Consider the following 14,650-nt stretch of genomic DNA (forward strand, 5'->3'; position numbering starts at 1 on the left):
CGCTCCCTAAATTTTCCTATGACGGCGTACGGACAACCCTCACCACCGCCTCTGCCGTTGAGGTGACGATCAGGCCGGGCGCACACGCCCGAGTGGTTATCGCCGCATGGTTCCCCGGCGTTACCTACGCTTCAGACCGTGCCAGCGCTCATGCGCTGAAACTACGGACCGGTAGCCGGTAAGCCAGTGTAAGGGGTCGACAGCTTCGGAGGCACATCGAGCCCGCAGCGGTGCAGCTCGTATAACGGCACGCGATCGATCCGGTAACGCGTAAATGTGAACGCGTGTACCAGATTTGACATGAACCGGTGGAAGTCCATCGGCGCGCGCACCGAGCTCAGCATCGTCTCGGTCTCCGGGCACGTCAGCGCGACCGCCGCCTGCGCCACCCAGTCCTGGTCCAGATACGTCGGAATCCACGGCGGCTTGCGCAGGAACGGGCCCTCGGCCACCGCCCAGTCCGGGAACAGGTCCTTGTCGTGACCGATGCGCGCGTCGTCCAGCCGTGCCGTGTGCGCGGCCAGCGGATTGGCCAGCCCGATCTGGTCGATCACCCGGACCTCGAGCGGCAGGTTCATGCCCATCATGCCGAGGTTGGTGAAAAAGACTGTGTGTGGGCCTTTTTCGAACCAGTTGGGCGGCGGCGGCGACTTCGGGTCCGGGACCGGCGGCGGCATGGCCGGAACCACGTCCCACTGGTCGTAATTGCCCGACGGCAACAGCAACGCACCCACCGGCGTGTTGTCGATGGCCGTCAGCACCGCCCGCATGCGCGGGTAGTCCAGGTAGTCCGCCGCCGTCAGCGGGTGCGCGTGCCCGGTGGCCTGCGAGTAGAAGCGCCGCTCGTCGACGATGCCGGAGTAGGTGACCCGGGTGGCGTCGTATCCGAGCCCCGGCGAGTTGGCCGCCCACAGCGACCAGCCGACCACCGCCAGCCACAGGGCCGTCGTCGTACCGGCCAGCGCGTAGCCGACCTCGCGGGCGATGTTCTTGCCGTCCGGGAGCACGATCGGAATCAGCGCAATGGGCGTGACCAGGCAGAACAGCGGGACCAGGAGCACCCGGCCGTGCATGAAGTCGCCACCCTGGCGCAGCCAGTAGAGCGCCTGCACCAGACCACTGCCCGCCATGAATATCACTACGGCAGTGGGGCTTTGGACCCGGCGGGCCAACGAGCGGTAGCCGCGCGGCGCCGGTTGGCCCCACCACGGCCGGCTGTGTGTGACGAACAACACAATTGCCAGGGCCACCGTCAGCACGGCCGGGATCCACAACAGGTACGGCCGGTTGAAGTTGCTGAGATAGACGAAGCCCTGCTGCCATTTGGAACCGGTGGCGTCCTTGGCCAGCGCGGTGATCGGCACCAACAGGCCGTAGTAACCCATCCGGAAGATCTCGAAGGCAATCGGGATCAGGCCGCCGGCCACCACAATGATCACGCGGCGATGCCGGCCCCGGGCCGCGACCAGCTGCATGACCAGTGCCACGCCGCCGATCAGCGCCAACTCGGGCCGCACCATGACCGACAGGCCCGCCAGGCAGGCGAGCGCGCCGTCGAAACGGGCGCTGGTGACATTGGCGTCGGCTTCGCTCGGGCCGCTGCGGACGGGAGGAGCAATGAGACCGCTGCGGACGGGAGGAGCAATCGGGCCCTGTGACCAGCACACCATCATCCACCAGAGCAGTCCCAGGTAGGCCATGATCAGGCCGTTCTCCAGGCCTGAGGTGGCGAAGTCACGGGCGGGCGGCACGGCCATGTAGACCAGTGCGCCGGCCGGGACCAGCAGCGCGCGCCGGCCCCGCAGGCCGGGGGCGTACAGCCGGCCGGTGCCGAGCATCGCGAAGACCAGGCCCGCCACGCTCAGCGTCAGGGCCAGGGCCAGGGCCACGTACTCGAGCTGCACCGAGCCACCGATCCAGGCCCCGAGCGTGACCAGATAGGTCCACAGCGTCGAGGTGTTGGATTCGACCCGCTCACCGACGTTGAAAACGGGGCCGTTGCCGGCCAACAGGTTTCGCACGGTGCGCAACACGATGAGACCGTCGTCGGCGATCCACCGGCGCTGCCAGGCGCCCCAGCCGAACAATGCGGCACACACCACGACGCTCAGCCACAGGCTGATCCGCGCGGCCCGGCCATACGGGAAGACCGGCCCGCGCAGCAATTGCCGAGCGGGCGAGTCACTCACCGGATCAGCCCGGGCAGAATCGCGGCGACGAGGGTTGCGACCAGGGCCACGCCCAGCAGCTGCAGCACTCGGTCGTTCAGCACGATCTCCTCGGGTTCACCCGCAGCACCACTGTCGACGTCGACGGCGTAGCGCAGGATCGCGATGGTGAACGGCACCATCGACACCGCGAACCACGGGCCCTTGTTGCCCTCGAAGGCCCACAATCCGTAGCAGAGCACCACGGCCGTGGCCGACAGCGTCCAGACGAACCGCAGGTAGCTGCTCGTGTAGGACTCCAGCGCCTTGCGGATCTTGGCGCCGGTGCGCTCGGCGAGTTGCAGTTCGGCGTAACGCTTTCCGGCCGACATGAACAGCGAGCCGAACGCGAACACCAGGAGGAACCACTTGGACAGCGGGATCCCGGCGGCCGCGCCACCGGCGATGGCGCGGATCAGGAAGCCCGACGAGTTGATGCAGATGTCCAGCACCGCTTGGTGTTTCAGACCGAAGCAGTAGGCCAGCTGCGTCGCGAGATAAACCGCCATGACGATGGCCAGGCTGGGCGTGAGCCACCACGAGATGCCCAGAGAGGCGACACCGAGCACCACCGCCATGCTGTAGGCCAGCTGAACAGACACGACGCCCGCCGCGATCGGCCGGTACTGCTTGGTGGGGTGTACCCGGTCGGCCTCGACATCACGCGCGTCGTTGATGAGGTAGATACACGATGCGGCCAGACAGAACACCACGAACGCCACACTGACGTCCTTGAAGACCTCGCTGTAGCTGTAGGCGTGTCCCTGAGCACCGAGCGACGCCAGCGGGGCGGCCAACACCAGGACGTTCTTCACCCACTGCCGCGGGCGCAGCGCCTTGATGATGCCGGCGGCCAGGTTCTTCGGCGGCCCCAGCTGCTGCGTCTGTTCGGTCATGCCTTCACCTCTGCAGTTCGCGCTCTGGCCGATCGATCGGAAACCGCCCCGACCGATTCGGCGACCACGGTTCCCACCACGACACCGGTCAGCACGTCAGTGGGATAGTGCACGCCGAGAACCAAGCGCGACAACGCCATCGGCGGCACCAGGAACCACGGCAGCGGCAGGCCCGTGGCCCGGCCGATCAGGATCGCGGCCGCAGCGGTCGACGTCGCGTGCGCCGAGGGGAAGCTGAGCCGGCTCGGAGTGCCGACGTTGACCGCGATGGCCGGATGCTGCGGGCGCTCGCGCTTGATGACCCGCTTGATCAGCACCGCGGCCGCATGGGCGACGAAGGTGCCGACACCCGCGGTCACCCAGGCCCGGCGGCGCTGCGGCTGCAGCAACGCACCGAGGCCGCAGACGGCGAACCAGCCCAGGCTGTGTTCGCCGAAGTGGGACAGCACGCGGGCTCCGGCGAGCACGCCGGGACGACCGGTCAGCGCGGACTGAACGCCGACCAGGATGGCGTCCTCACCGCGCGGGGAGTCGGCGACGGGTTCGCCCGGCTCCGGATCGGGGTTACCTTCGAGGCTCACCTAGCACCGGCCGATTCGGTCTGAGAGGCCAGCAGCACGCTCTCCCACTTCGCCTGGCTCGTCAGCTCCGGCAATGCGTTGCGGTACACCTTCCGCAGGCGGTTGAACTTGCGGGCCAACTGCACCTGACGCTTGGCCGACTCACGCAGCAACTCGAACATCTTCTCGCGGTCACGCTGGCGGTAGACCACACCGCGGCCGTCGGCGGTGGTGACGGTGACGCCGTCGACCATGCACAGCGAGAACCAGCGGGCGTCCTGCGTCGCGACGTTGATCTGCGGCCGCACATGGTTTTCCGGATCGTGAGGCTTGAGCTGGTGCACGACACCACGGCTCAGACGCAGCGCGATCGACGGCACGCTGGTGGGGATTTTGACCTTGCGGCGCCACTTCTTGTCCGACGGCGCGGGCAGCGTGGTCGCGCTTTCCAGCACCACCGCATCCGGGAACTCGGTGCGCATCGCCCGCACCTCGGGCAGCGCGGACTCGAGGATGGTGAACAGATTGTCCGGCCCGGCCAGGAAGTCATCCATCGCGTGGTTCTGGATGGCGACCGTCGAATATTCAAGGCACAGAAGGTGTTTGATAGTCGCCTTCATGTGACTGGCGAGCAGTCCGCGAATGTTGCCGTCCCAGTGCAGCGCCGCGACGACCAGGCGGTTGCGCAGGTGGAAGTACGCCTGCCAGTCGATGGCGTCGTCCTTGTCGCTCCACGCCATGTGCCAGATGGCGCAGCCGGGCAGAGTCACGGTCGGGTAGCCGTGTTCACCCGCGCGCAGTCCATACTCGACGTCGTCCCATTTGATGAACAGCGGCACCGGCTGTCCCAGTTCCTCGGCGACCGTCCGCGGGATCATGCACATCCACCAGCCGTTGAAGTCGACGTCGATGCGGCGGTGCAGGATTCGGCTGCGGTACTCCTCTTCGTCGTTCAGCGGGTATTTGGCGAAGTTGTGGTCGTACTCGGTGTTGACGGCGCCGCTCCACATGAAGTTCTCCGCGTCGACCATCTCGCCCATGACGTGCAGGTGCGAGGGCTCCTGCAGGTTGAGCATCTGCCCACCGATCAACGTCGGCTTCTTGGCGAAGCGGCTGAGGGCCAGCGCCCGCAGGATCGAATCGGGCTCGATGCGAATGTCGTCGTCCATGAACAGAATCTGTTCGCAGTCAGTGTGTTTCAGCGCCTCGTACATCACCCGGCTGTAGCCGCCGGAGCCGCCGAGGTTGGGCTGGTTGTGGATGGTCAGCCGGTCGGCCAGCGGAGCCGCCGCAGCCGCGAAGTCGGGATGGTCCTTGACCTTGCTGGCGCCCTGGTCGGACACGATAACCGCACCGATTACGTTGTCCACCAACGGATCCGAGGTCAGCGCCGCGAGGGCGTTGACGGCGTCGGCCGGCCGGTTGAAGGTCGGGATACCGATCGTGATGTTCGCCCGCCCGGGCGCTTCCACCGGGGCGTACCACCCGGCGTTGTGCACCGTCACCGGACTGTCGGTGGTGATGTCGAACCAGATCCAGCCGCCGTCCTCGAACGGCTCCAGGCCGATCTCGAACTCGACCACTGCCGGGAGGCCGTCGTCGCCGCTGGCAATTTCGCTGCCGCCCACGGTGATTCGCGCGCCGGTCGCCTTCGACCGGTAGACGTCCACCCGCGCGCTGCCGGTCAACTCGACCCGCAGCACGACCGAGGTCAGGATCGACCAGCGCCGCCAGTAACTGGCCGGGAAGGCGTTGAAGTAGGTGGCGAACGAAACCTCGGACTCCGTACCGATTTCCAGCGTGGTGCGGGTCGGGGCGTGGGCGCGCCGGGCGTTGGTGGCCGACTCCTCGATGTACAGCTTGCGAACGTCGAGGGGCTCACCCGGCCGGGGCAGGATGACGCGAGACAGCAGACTCACGGCACGGGACTGCCCCGACGCCAGCGCGCCGGACGGAATATCGCTCATGGTTTTCAGCTACTTTCTGTGACGGCATCGCCGAGCGCTGCGCCGTCACGCAGATGCGGCATCAGGACGTTGTCGTACATGTTCAGCGCACTGGCGATGGCCATGTGCATGTCGAGGTACTGATAGGTGCCCAGACGGCCCCCGAACAGCACGCGGTTCTCCTCGGTCTCGGCCTTGGCCCGGGCCCGGTAGGCGGCCAGGATCGCGCGGTCCGAATCGGTGTTGATCGGGTAGTACGGCTCGTCGTCGTCGTTGGCGAAGCGCGAGTACTCCCGCATGATGACGGTCTTGTCGGTCGGGTAGTCCCGTTCGGGGTGGAAGTGCCGGAACTCGTGAATCCGGGTGAACGGGACGTCAGGGTCGTTGTAGTTCATGACTGGGGTGCCCTGAAAGTCGCCGATGGGCAACACTTCCATCTCGAAATCCAAGGTGCGCCAGCCCAGCCGGCCCTCGGAGTAGTCGAAGTAGCGATCGAGGGGGCCGGTGTACAGCACCGGAGCCTCGGGGGACGCATCCCGGAGCTCTTGGCGGACGTCGAACCAGTCGGTGTTCAGCACCACGTCGATACGCTCGTCGGCGGCCATGTTCTCCAGCCAGGCGGTGTACCCGTTGACCGGCAGCCCCTCATAGGTGTCGTTGAAGTAGCGGTTGTCGAAGTTGTAGCGCACCGGCAGGCGGCTGATGATCGACGCGGGCAGGTCCTTGGGGTCGGTCTGCCACTGCTTGGCGGTGTAGCCCTTGACGAAGGCTTCGTAGAGCGGCCGGCCGATCAGCGAGATGGCTTTCTCTTCGAGATTCTGCGCATCGTCGGTGTTGATCTCGGCGGACTGCTCGGCGATCAGGGCGCGGGCCTCGTTCGGGCTGAAGTAGCGCCCGAAGAACTGGGACACCAGGCCCAGACCCATCGGGAACTGATAGGCCTGGCCGCCGTACATGGCAAACACGCGGTGCTGGTAGCCGGTGAAGTCGGTGAACTGCCGCACGTAGTCCCACACCCGCTGATTGGAGTTGTGGAACAGGTGGGCGCCGTACTTGTGCACCTCGATGCCGGTTTCCGGCTCGGCTTCCGAGTAGGCGTTACCGCCGAGATGGTGCCGGCGCTCCACGACCAGCACCCGCTTGTCGAGTTGAGTTGCCGCGCGCTCGGCAATCGTCAGCCCGAAGAATCCGGAGCCGACGACGATGAGGTCATAAGGGCCGGAGGACTGGGTCGCAGCGCCCCGGGAATCAGCGGAGGTCATCGGCGTTCAGGGTATCCGACAGAGGCCGTTCGGCCCGAAAACACCCTGTCGGCCCTGCCAGTGCGCGGGCCGGTCGCAATTCGCTCACGATTCCGCATCGTCACTCTAATCCCACTAATCACAGCTTTAACATCGAATGCGTCGGAGCTGTCTACTCGGCAAGCCGGCCGAAACCAGACAGCCACCCACACCGAACATGCGCCTCACGGCTGCATGTGCCCCACAGATTTGAGGAGACTTCCGTGCCGAACCGACGTCGACGCAAGCTCTCGACAGCCATGAGCGCAGTCGCCGCAGTGGCCGTCGCAAGTCCGATCGCACTCGTGGCGGTCGCCGAGATGACTCCGGCGAACCCGACTCCGCAGCACCGGGAATTCGTCCAGGCCGCGCTGGTCACCGACCTCCCCAACGAGGTCATGTCCGCGCTGTCGCAGGGCCTGTCCCAGTTCGGGGTCAACCTGCCGAACCTCATGGGTGGCGCCGGGGGCTCCCCCAGCCCCCTGACCGGACTCACCCCCGGACTGTCACCGCAGAGCGGCCTGACCCCTGGCCTGGGCACCACCCCCGGACTGACGCCTCCGGCCGGCCTGACGCCGGCGGGTGGGCTCACTCCGCCGGCCGGTCTGACCCCTGGTCTCGGGACCACTCCGTCGACCGGGCTGACCACGCCGACCGGACTGACCGCACCCGGGTTGACCCCGCCGACCGGGGCGACCGCTCCTGGCCTGACCCCGCCGGCCGGCCTGGGCACCACCAGCCCGTCAGCGCTCACGCCGGGCCTGACGACTCCGGGCCTGACGACTCCGGGCCTGACGACTCCGGGTCTGACAACCCCGGGCGCGACCCTCCCGAGCGCGAGCACGCCCGGGCTGACCGCACCCGGCCTGAGTGCCACGGGTCTGACGACGCCGCCCCTCGGCGCAAGCCCGGCCGGCCTCGGCGGCGCGGGCATGCCGATGACCGACCCCAACGCCAGCCTGGGCCTCGGCCCCGGCCAGGGGCTGGGCGGCAGCTACCCGATCCTCGGTGACCCGTCGGTCGGACTGGGCGGCGGCGAGGGCCTCGGCGCCGGGTCGAGCAGCGGTGGCGGCGGGTTGATCAGCGACCTGACCAGCGCGGCCAACCAGCTGGGCGCGACCCAGGCGATCGATCTGCTCAAGGGCATGGTCGTGCCGGCCATCACCTCTGCGGTGAAGTCCGCGCAGGCCGCACCCGCGGCAGCCGCCGCGGCCGCACCGGCCCTGCCGGCCGCCTGAACTCCCGTCACCACACACAACTGAAGACCTGTAACCAAGACGGCACCGCAGAAGCCCCACGGCTCTGCGGTGCCGTTGCGGCGTATCGCAAGGAATTGACAGCTCAGTAATCCGTGTCGAAACATTGGCAACACCTGACACATACGTAACATGCGCGTTGTGCCGCCCCGTCGCCCTGCACCGTCAATACTGCTGTCCGCCCTGGCGGCGACCGTCGTGATGGTGCCGTTGGCGATCAGCGGCATCCCGAGCATCCCCGGCCTGACGGACGACAAACCGTCAGCGCCCGAGCTCCACACGCAGCCACTGGCCGGTGTCGGCGGCGGACAGACCGTCCGGGAAATCCACCAGGACACCCCATTCTCTCTGGTCGCGCTCACCGCATCGGACTTCACCGGCACCTCGGCCCGCGTCCGAGCACAGAAAGGCGACGGCTCCTGGGGACCCTGGTACGAGGTGGAGGCGCCCGACGGCGTCGGCGAGGCGCACGCCACCACCCGCGGTACCGAGCCCGTGTTCGTCGGCCGCACCACGACCGTCCAGATCGCGGTGACCCGGCCCGCCGAGGCCCCTGCCACCCCACCCGCCGCAGACCGACCGCAGGGCCCCGGCCTCGGGTACCGCCCTGTCGACGTCGAGAAGCCGTTGGGGCCGAGCATGAAAGCAGTGCTGATCAGTCCGCCGCAGGCGCCGGCCGACGTCCAGTTCCAGCCGACCGCGGTCTCGGCCCCGAACCAGCCACCGAACATCATCAGCCGCGCGCAGTGGGGCGCCAACGAGAGCGTCCGCTGCGGACAACCGGTCTACGACCGCGGCGTGCGCGCGGCAATCGTCCACCACACCGCCGGTAGTAACGACTACTCGCCCGAGGATTCCGCCGGCATCGTGCGCTCGATCTACGAGTACCACACCCGCGAATTGGGTTGGTGCGACATCGCTTACAACGCACTGGTCGACAAGTACGGGCAGGTTTTCGAGGGCCGCTTCGGCGGTATGACGAAGCCCGTCGAGGGGTCGCACACCGGTGGATTCAACGTCGACACCTGGGGCGTGGCCATGCTCGGCGACTTCGACGCCGTGCCTCCCACCCCGCTGCAATTGAAGATGACCGGCAGGCTCATCGGCTGGCGGCTGAGCCTGGACCACGTCAATCCCCTGGGCAGCGTGGTGCTGACCTCCGGCGGCGGCACCTTCACCCATTTCCCGGCCGGCGCGAAGCCCACCCTGCCGACGATCTTCACCCACCGCGACGTCGGCAACACCGACTGCCCGGGCAACGCGGCGTACGCCGCGATGGGCGAACTACGCGACATCGCAGCATCTTTCACTGCCCCACCGGGCGCGCTGAGCGCGATGGACATGCTGCGCGGCGGTGCGATCTTCGACAAGTGGCAGGCCATGGGCGGAGCCTCCGGCCCACTCGGCGTGGCGACCTCGCCCGAGGCCGCGGCCGACGGCCAGACCCGCTATGCGACCTTCGACCACGGCGCCATGTACTGGTCACCGGCCACCGGCGCCCAGCCACTGACCGGGGCCCTCTACGACGCCTGGGGCGCACTGGGTTTCGAGCGCGGCGCTCTCGGACTGCCGACCAGCGGCGAGATCCCGGAGCCGCAATGGATCGTGCAGAACTTCCAGCACGGCACCCTCAACTTCGACCGCGAGACCGGGACCGTCACGCGCGTCATCGACGGTGTGCCGCAAGAGCTTCCGCCGCCGCCGAAGCAGGAGCCGGTGCAGCTCGAGCGGTTCAGCCGCATCGATATGCAGAGCTAGCGCGGGGCGGCTCCGGCCCGATTGCCGCACTCCTCATCGCGGCTCGTCTCTCGCCGCTTGATCGTCGCGCGGCTAAAGCCACCAGCGTTCGAGCACCCGCGCCACACCGTCGTCGCTGTTGGTCGTGGTGACCTCGTCTGCGGCCGCCACGGCCTCCGGGTGTGCATTGCCCATCGCGACACCCAAGCCGGCCCAGCTCAGCATCGGGATGTCGTTGGGCATGTCGCCGAACGTCACCACATCCTCGGCGCCCAGCCCCAACGGGTGGATGATCTCGGCCACGCCGGTGGCCTTGCTGATGCCCAGCGGCACCACCTCGATCAGTCCGTTGTTGGTCGAATAGGTCAGGTCGCCGGTGACGCCGATATGCGGAGCCAGTGCCGCGGCCAGATCGGCGCTGTGCGCGCCGGCCTTGCGGATCAACAGCTTCACCGCCGGCACGCTGAGCATGTCCTCGACCGACACCTCGGTGTTGTCCGGGTTGTGCCAGGCGTGCTCGTAGCCGGGTGAACTCGCGAACTGCGGCATGGACTCGTCGAACGCGGTGCGGCCCACCCGCTCGACCGCCAGCCCGACACCCGGGATCACCCGGGTGGCGATTTCGGCCAACTCGCCCAACGCATCCGGGCTCAAGGTGTGGGCCGAGACGATCCGGTCCGTCGCGGCGTCATAGAGCACCGCACCGTTGGCGCACACCGCCAGGGGCGCCAGCCCCAGCCCCTCCACCACCGGCGGAATCCAGCGGGGCGGCCGGCCGGTGGCGAGCACGAACTTGGCGCCGTTCGCGACCGCGGCCTGCACGGCGGCGCGTGTCCGCGGCGTCACCCGCTCATGGGCATCGAGCAGCGTGCCGTCGACATCGGTGGCAATCAGCGCCGGCAGCATCAGCGGTCCCCGGCTTCCCGGCGGGCCCGTTCGGCCTTCTCCAGCACTTCGGCCTCCTCAGGCGTCGGGGCACCTCCGCCCAACCGGCGGGGCACCCAATACTCACCCGCCGGGTGTGGGTAGTCCTCCTGCACGACATGCAGTTGATCGGTCATGGTTTGCTGCAACATCGCCATCACCGCGGCGACCGGGCCGGCAGGAAGTCGACATAAGCGGTGTGGTTGATCGCGATCACTGCGCCACCGGTATCCGGAATGTGTTCCAGCCCTTGATAAGTGATCCGGGTTCCAGTAGCGGCGACCACCGCCTTGGCGGCAATCTCGATGCCGCGGAAGACTGGCTCCATGGCGCTATTCCGGCGCCCCTTCCGCCTGCCGCGCCGCCCGCCTGGCCGCCTTCTCACGAGCTTCGTCGAGATCCATCTGGTCGGCCTCGGCCAGCGTCGGCGCACCGCCGCCCAACCGGTGCGGCACCCAGAACTCGCCTGCCGGATGTTCGGGGTACCGATCCTGGACCTCCGACAGCAGGTGCTGCATCCGGGCGTGCAGCAGCGCCGTCAGCTCGGCAGCGGGCAGCGTCGGGTAGATGGGCTCGCCGACGTGGATGTAGATGGGCACCTTGGGGCGGCGCATGTTGCGCGGATGGCCCTTGGTCCAGATCCGCTGGGCGCCCCAGATGATGTGGGGGACGATCGGCACGTCGGCCTCGATCGCCATGCGCGCCGCGCCCGACTTGAACGCCTTGATCTCGAAGCTGCGGCTGATGGTGGCCTCGGGGTAGACGCCGACCAGCTCGCCCGCCTTGAGTTGTTTGACGGCCTCGGCGTACGAGTCGGCGCCGCTGCCGCGGTCGACCGCGATGTGCCGCATCTTGCGCATCAGCCAGCCGCCGTACTTGTTGTCGAAGACTTCCTTCTTCGCCATGAACCGCACCTTGCGGCCCCGCTTCTGCAGGACGGCGGGCAGCCCGGCGAACGTGAAGTCGAAGTAGCTGGTGTGGTTGATGGCGACCACCGCGCCGCCGCTGACCGGCAGGTTCTCCGCGCCTGTGATGGTGAATTTCAGGCCCTGCACCCGCCACACCGTGCGCGCAAGCTTGATGACGGTGCCATATACCGGTTCCACGGACATCAGCCTAGTGCGGACCGTCGGTACCGTGCGTAAGAAGGCATGCCAAGGTACGCAAGGCTAGAAGCATGACGTTCCCCACCGGCCCGGTCCCCATTCCCGACGTCGTCGACGCGCTCGCCGGCGGCCGTCCCGTGACCGCGGTCTGGCAGAACGAACTCGGTGGCGTGACGTTCGCCATCGGCGCCGGCGACGAGTACGTGAAGACCTACCCGGCCGAGCACGCCGCCTTGCTGACCGACGAAGCGGTCCGACTGCGCTGGGCCGGGAAGTACATCGCCGTCCCGCCCGTACTCGGCGCAAGCGCGGGGTGGTTGCACACCGCAGGGCTGCCCGGCCGCTCCGCCGTCGACCCGTTGTGGTCCGACGACCCCGAGACCGCGGCTCGCGCGATCGGCGCCGGCCTGCGTGCCATGCACGACGCACTGCCGGTCGAGGGCTGCCCGTTCGAACGGCCCTCCTGGGTCGTGGACGTCCCGGACCCGGACCGGCTCGTGGTCTGCCACGGTGACGCCTGCGTACCGAACACCCTGATGAGTGCCGACGGTGCGTTCGTCGGACACGTCGACATCGGGGACCTCGGAGTGGCCGACCGGTGGGCCGACCTGGCCATCGCCACCATGTCCTTGGACTGGAACTACCCGGGCAACTACGAGGCCGCCCTGCTGGACGCCTACGGGGTGGCCCGGGACGACGCGCGTATCGACTACTACCGCGCGCTCTGGGACGCCGGCTGACACACCGGGACATCCCGCTAGACTCGCTGGCGAACTCTCCACCGCCAAAAGGGGCATTTGTGCAGGTCACAAGCGTTGGGCACGCCGGATTCCGGATCGATACCGCCGCGGGCAGCATTCTGTGCGACCCGTGGGTGAACCCTGCCTACTTCGCATCGTGGTTCCCGTTCCCGGACAACAGCGGGCTGGACTGGGACGCTCTCGGCAACTGCGACTACGTGTACGTCAGCCACCTGCACAAGGACCACTTCGACCCGGAGCACCTGCGCGCCCACGTCAACAAGGACGCGACGGTGCTGCTGCCGGACTACCCGGTGCCGGACCTGCGCCGCGAACTCGAGGCCCTCGGCTTCCACACATTCTTCGAGACCACCGATTCGGTGAAGCACCGCGTGAGCGGGCCGAAGGGCGATCTGGACGTGATGATCATCGCCCTGCGCGCCCCGGCCGACGGCCCGATCGGCGACTCGGGCCTGGTGGTGTCCGACGGTGAGACCGTCGCGTTCAACATGAACGACGCCCGCCCCATAGATTTGGATGTCCTGGACTCGGCCTTCGGGCACGTCGACGTGCACATGCTGCAGTACTCGGGGGCCATCTGGTACCCGATGGTCTACGACATGCCGGCCCGCGCCAAGGAGGCCTTCGGCATCCAGAAGCGGCAGCGGGGAATGGACCGCTGTCGCCAGTACATCGCACAGGTCGGCGCCACCTGGGTGGTGCCGTCGGCGGGGCCGCCGTGCTTCCTGGATCCCGAATTGCGCTCGCTCAACGACGATCACGGCGATCCGGCCAACATCTTCCCCAACCAGGCGGTGTTCCTGGACCAGATGCGCCAGCACGGTCATGACCGCGGGCTGCTGATGATCCCCGGCACGGTCGCCTCGTTCACCGGCTCCACGTTGGATTCGCTGGTGCATCCGATCCCCGACGCCGAGGCCGAGGCGATCTTCACCACCGGCACGGCCGCGTACATCGAGGCCTACGCCCAGCGGATGGCGCCGGTCCTGGCTGCCGAAAAGGCTTCGTGGGCACCGGCTTCCGGCGAACCTCTGCTGGACCCGCTGCGCGCCAAGTTCGAGCCGATCATGGCACAAAGCGACCAGATCTGCGACGGCATCGGCTACCCTGTCGAGCTCCGGATCGGCGCCGAAACCGTGGTGCTGGACTTCCCGAAACGGGCGGTGCGCGAAGCGATTCCGGACGAGAAGTTCCGCTACGGCTTCGGCATCGCGCCCGAGCTGGTGCGTACCGTGCTGCGGGACGACGAGCCGGACTGGGTGAACACCATTTTCCTGTCCACGCGCTTCGAGGCGTGGCGGGTCGGCGGCTACAACGAGTACCTGTACACGTTCTTCAAGTGCCTCACCGACGAGCGCATCGCGTACGCCGACGGCTGGTTCGCCGAGGCGCATGACACTTCAGCATCAATCGAGCTGGGCGGCTACGAGATTCAGCGTCGGTGCCCGCACCTGAAGGCCGACCTGTCGAAGTTCGGCATCGTCGAGGGCAACACCCTCACGTGCAACCTGCACGGCTGGCAGTGGAACCTGGACAACGGCCGCTGCCTGACGTCCAGGGGACACGAATTACGGAGCACCAAGCGGTGACCAGCGCCCACTCCGGCGCTCGCTCGGACGCGCACTACGACGACGGCCAGATCTTCCTGGATCGGCAGGCGATCACGTTGCGTCGCTACCACTTTCCGTCGGGCACCTCGAAGATCATCCCGCTGGGCTCGGTCCGCGGCTACAAGTCGGAGTCGCTCGGCCTCATCATGGACCGGTTCCTGATCTGGGGCGGCACCGACCCGCGCCGGTGGCTGCCGCTGGACATCTGGCGGCCCATCAAGTCGACGCTCGTGACGCTGGACGTGCCCGGCACCACCCCGGCGCCGGCCTGTACCCCGTTGCGGCCAAAAGAGTTTCTGGCCACGTTGGACCAGTTGCTGGGAGAGCAGAACGCTCGTCGAGGTTGACGAAAACGGCGGCGTCAGCC

At 67.7% G+C, this 14,650-nt stretch carries 12 protein-coding genes and 1 pseudogene; 5 read left to right on the forward strand and 8 right to left on the reverse strand.

Annotated elements, in window-relative coordinates:
• Positions 1 to 161: 161 nt before the first annotated feature.
• The 5 genes from aftB to glf are packed head-to-tail and all read right to left on the reverse strand — an operon-like array spanning position 162 to position 6,871.
• The gene (gene aftB / locus AC3WTE_RS25095) at positions 162 to 2,189 is read right to left on the reverse strand and encodes a terminal beta-(1->2)-arabinofuranosyltransferase (RefSeq protein WP_492441887.1); all 2,028 of its coding nucleotides are present in this window, start codon (positions 2,187 to 2,189) and stop codon (positions 162 to 164) included.
• Complete coding sequence (locus AC3WTE_RS25100; protein WP_492441889.1) at positions 2,186 to 3,103, reverse strand: decaprenyl-phosphate phosphoribosyltransferase; 918 nt, start codon at positions 3,101 to 3,103, stop codon at positions 2,186 to 2,188. Before AC3WTE_RS25100 ends, aftB begins: the two co-directional genes overlap by 4 nt.
• Complete coding sequence (locus AC3WTE_RS25105) at positions 3,100 to 3,684, reverse strand: phosphatase PAP2 family protein (protein WP_492441891.1); 585 nt, start codon at positions 3,682 to 3,684, stop codon at positions 3,100 to 3,102. The genes AC3WTE_RS25100 and AC3WTE_RS25105 overlap by 4 nt, the downstream gene beginning before the upstream one ends.
• Complete coding sequence (locus tag AC3WTE_RS25110; protein ID WP_492441893.1) at positions 3,681 to 5,630, reverse strand: glycosyltransferase; 1,950 nt, start codon at positions 5,628 to 5,630, stop codon at positions 3,681 to 3,683. Before AC3WTE_RS25110 ends, AC3WTE_RS25105 begins: the two co-directional genes overlap by 4 nt.
• 5 nt (positions 5,631 to 5,635) lie before the next feature.
• The gene (gene glf, locus AC3WTE_RS25115; RefSeq protein ID WP_492441895.1) at positions 5,636 to 6,871 is read right to left on the reverse strand and encodes a UDP-galactopyranose mutase; all 1,236 of its coding nucleotides are present in this window, start codon (positions 6,869 to 6,871) and stop codon (positions 5,636 to 5,638) included.
• A 242-nt stretch (positions 6,872 to 7,113) separates the two neighbouring features.
• Here glf and AC3WTE_RS25120 point away from each other — a divergent pair, with 242 nt between their 5' ends.
• Both AC3WTE_RS25120 and AC3WTE_RS25125 read left to right on the forward strand, forming a co-directional pair.
• Entirely contained in the window at positions 7,114 to 8,127 is a 1,014-nt protein-coding gene (locus AC3WTE_RS25120) for a hypothetical protein (RefSeq protein ID WP_492441896.1), read from the forward strand.
• Positions 8,128 to 8,286: 159 nt separating this feature from the next.
• Positions 8,287 to 9,903 (forward strand): N-acetylmuramoyl-L-alanine amidase, encoded by a 1,617-nt coding sequence (locus AC3WTE_RS25125; protein ID WP_492441898.1) that lies wholly within the window; start codon positions 8,287 to 8,289, stop codon positions 9,901 to 9,903.
• A 72-nt stretch (positions 9,904 to 9,975) separates the two neighbouring features.
• Here the strand turns inward: AC3WTE_RS25125 and AC3WTE_RS25130 are convergent, their stop codons facing one another.
• The 3 genes and pseudogenes from AC3WTE_RS25130 to AC3WTE_RS25140 all read right to left on the reverse strand — a co-directional run bounded on the left by AC3WTE_RS25130 (position 9,976) and on the right by AC3WTE_RS25140 (position 11,912).
• Positions 9,976 to 10,788 (reverse strand): HAD family hydrolase, encoded by an 813-nt coding sequence (locus tag AC3WTE_RS25130; RefSeq protein ID WP_459367426.1) that lies wholly within the window; start codon positions 10,786 to 10,788, stop codon positions 9,976 to 9,978.
• Positions 10,788 to 11,134 (reverse strand): annotated as a pseudogene (locus AC3WTE_RS25135) (1-acyl-sn-glycerol-3-phosphate acyltransferase). The gene AC3WTE_RS25130 and the pseudogene AC3WTE_RS25135 overlap by 1 nt, the downstream one beginning before the upstream one ends.
• Before the next feature lie 4 nt (positions 11,135 to 11,138).
• Positions 11,139 to 11,912, reverse strand: coding sequence for a lysophospholipid acyltransferase family protein (locus AC3WTE_RS25140; protein WP_459367428.1), 774 nt, complete (start codon positions 11,910 to 11,912; stop codon positions 11,139 to 11,141).
• A 71-nt stretch (positions 11,913 to 11,983) separates the two neighbouring features.
• Here AC3WTE_RS25140 and AC3WTE_RS25145 point away from each other — a divergent pair, with 71 nt between their 5' ends.
• Genes AC3WTE_RS25145 through AC3WTE_RS25155 form a run of 3 tightly spaced genes read left to right on the forward strand, consistent with a single transcriptional unit; the run spans position 11,984 to position 14,630 of the window.
• On the forward strand, positions 11,984 to 12,652 hold the full coding sequence (locus tag AC3WTE_RS25145; RefSeq protein ID WP_492441900.1) for a phosphotransferase: 669 nt from the start codon (positions 11,984 to 11,986) through the stop codon (positions 12,650 to 12,652).
• A 59-nt stretch (positions 12,653 to 12,711) separates the two neighbouring features.
• A complete protein-coding gene (locus AC3WTE_RS25150) occupies positions 12,712 to 14,262 on the forward strand; it encodes a Rieske 2Fe-2S domain-containing protein (RefSeq protein WP_492441902.1) in 1,551 nt (516 codons plus the stop codon).
• Entirely contained in the window at positions 14,259 to 14,630 is a 372-nt protein-coding gene (locus tag AC3WTE_RS25155) for a hypothetical protein (protein WP_492441904.1), read from the forward strand. Before AC3WTE_RS25150 ends, AC3WTE_RS25155 begins: the two co-directional genes overlap by 4 nt.
• The last annotated feature ends 20 nt before the right edge of the window (positions 14,631 to 14,650 follow it).

The sequence above is a fragment of the Mycobacterium sp. FW102-FHT13B02 genome (assembly GCF_058790275.1).

What these genes read in the sequence shown, in the direction of transcription:
- AC3WTE_RS25100 (WP_492441889.1), bottom strand. Translation starts at nt 3,103, where the DNA reads ATGACCGAACAGACGCAGCAGCTGGGGCCGCCGAAGAACCTGGCCGCC.
- AC3WTE_RS25110 (WP_492441893.1), bottom strand. Translation starts at nt 5,630, where the DNA reads ATGAGCGATATTCCGTCCGGCGCGCTGGCGTCGGGGCAGTCCCGTGCC.
- glf (WP_492441895.1), bottom strand. Translation starts at nt 6,871, where the DNA reads ATGACCTCCGCTGATTCCCGGGGCGCTGCGACCCAGTCCTCCGGCCCT.
- AC3WTE_RS25130 (WP_459367426.1), bottom strand. Translation starts at nt 10,788, where the DNA reads ATGCTGCCGGCGCTGATTGCCACCGATGTCGACGGCACGCTGCTCGAT.
- AC3WTE_RS25145 (WP_492441900.1), top strand. Translation starts at nt 11,984, where the DNA reads ATGACGTTCCCCACCGGCCCGGTCCCCATTCCCGACGTCGTCGACGCG.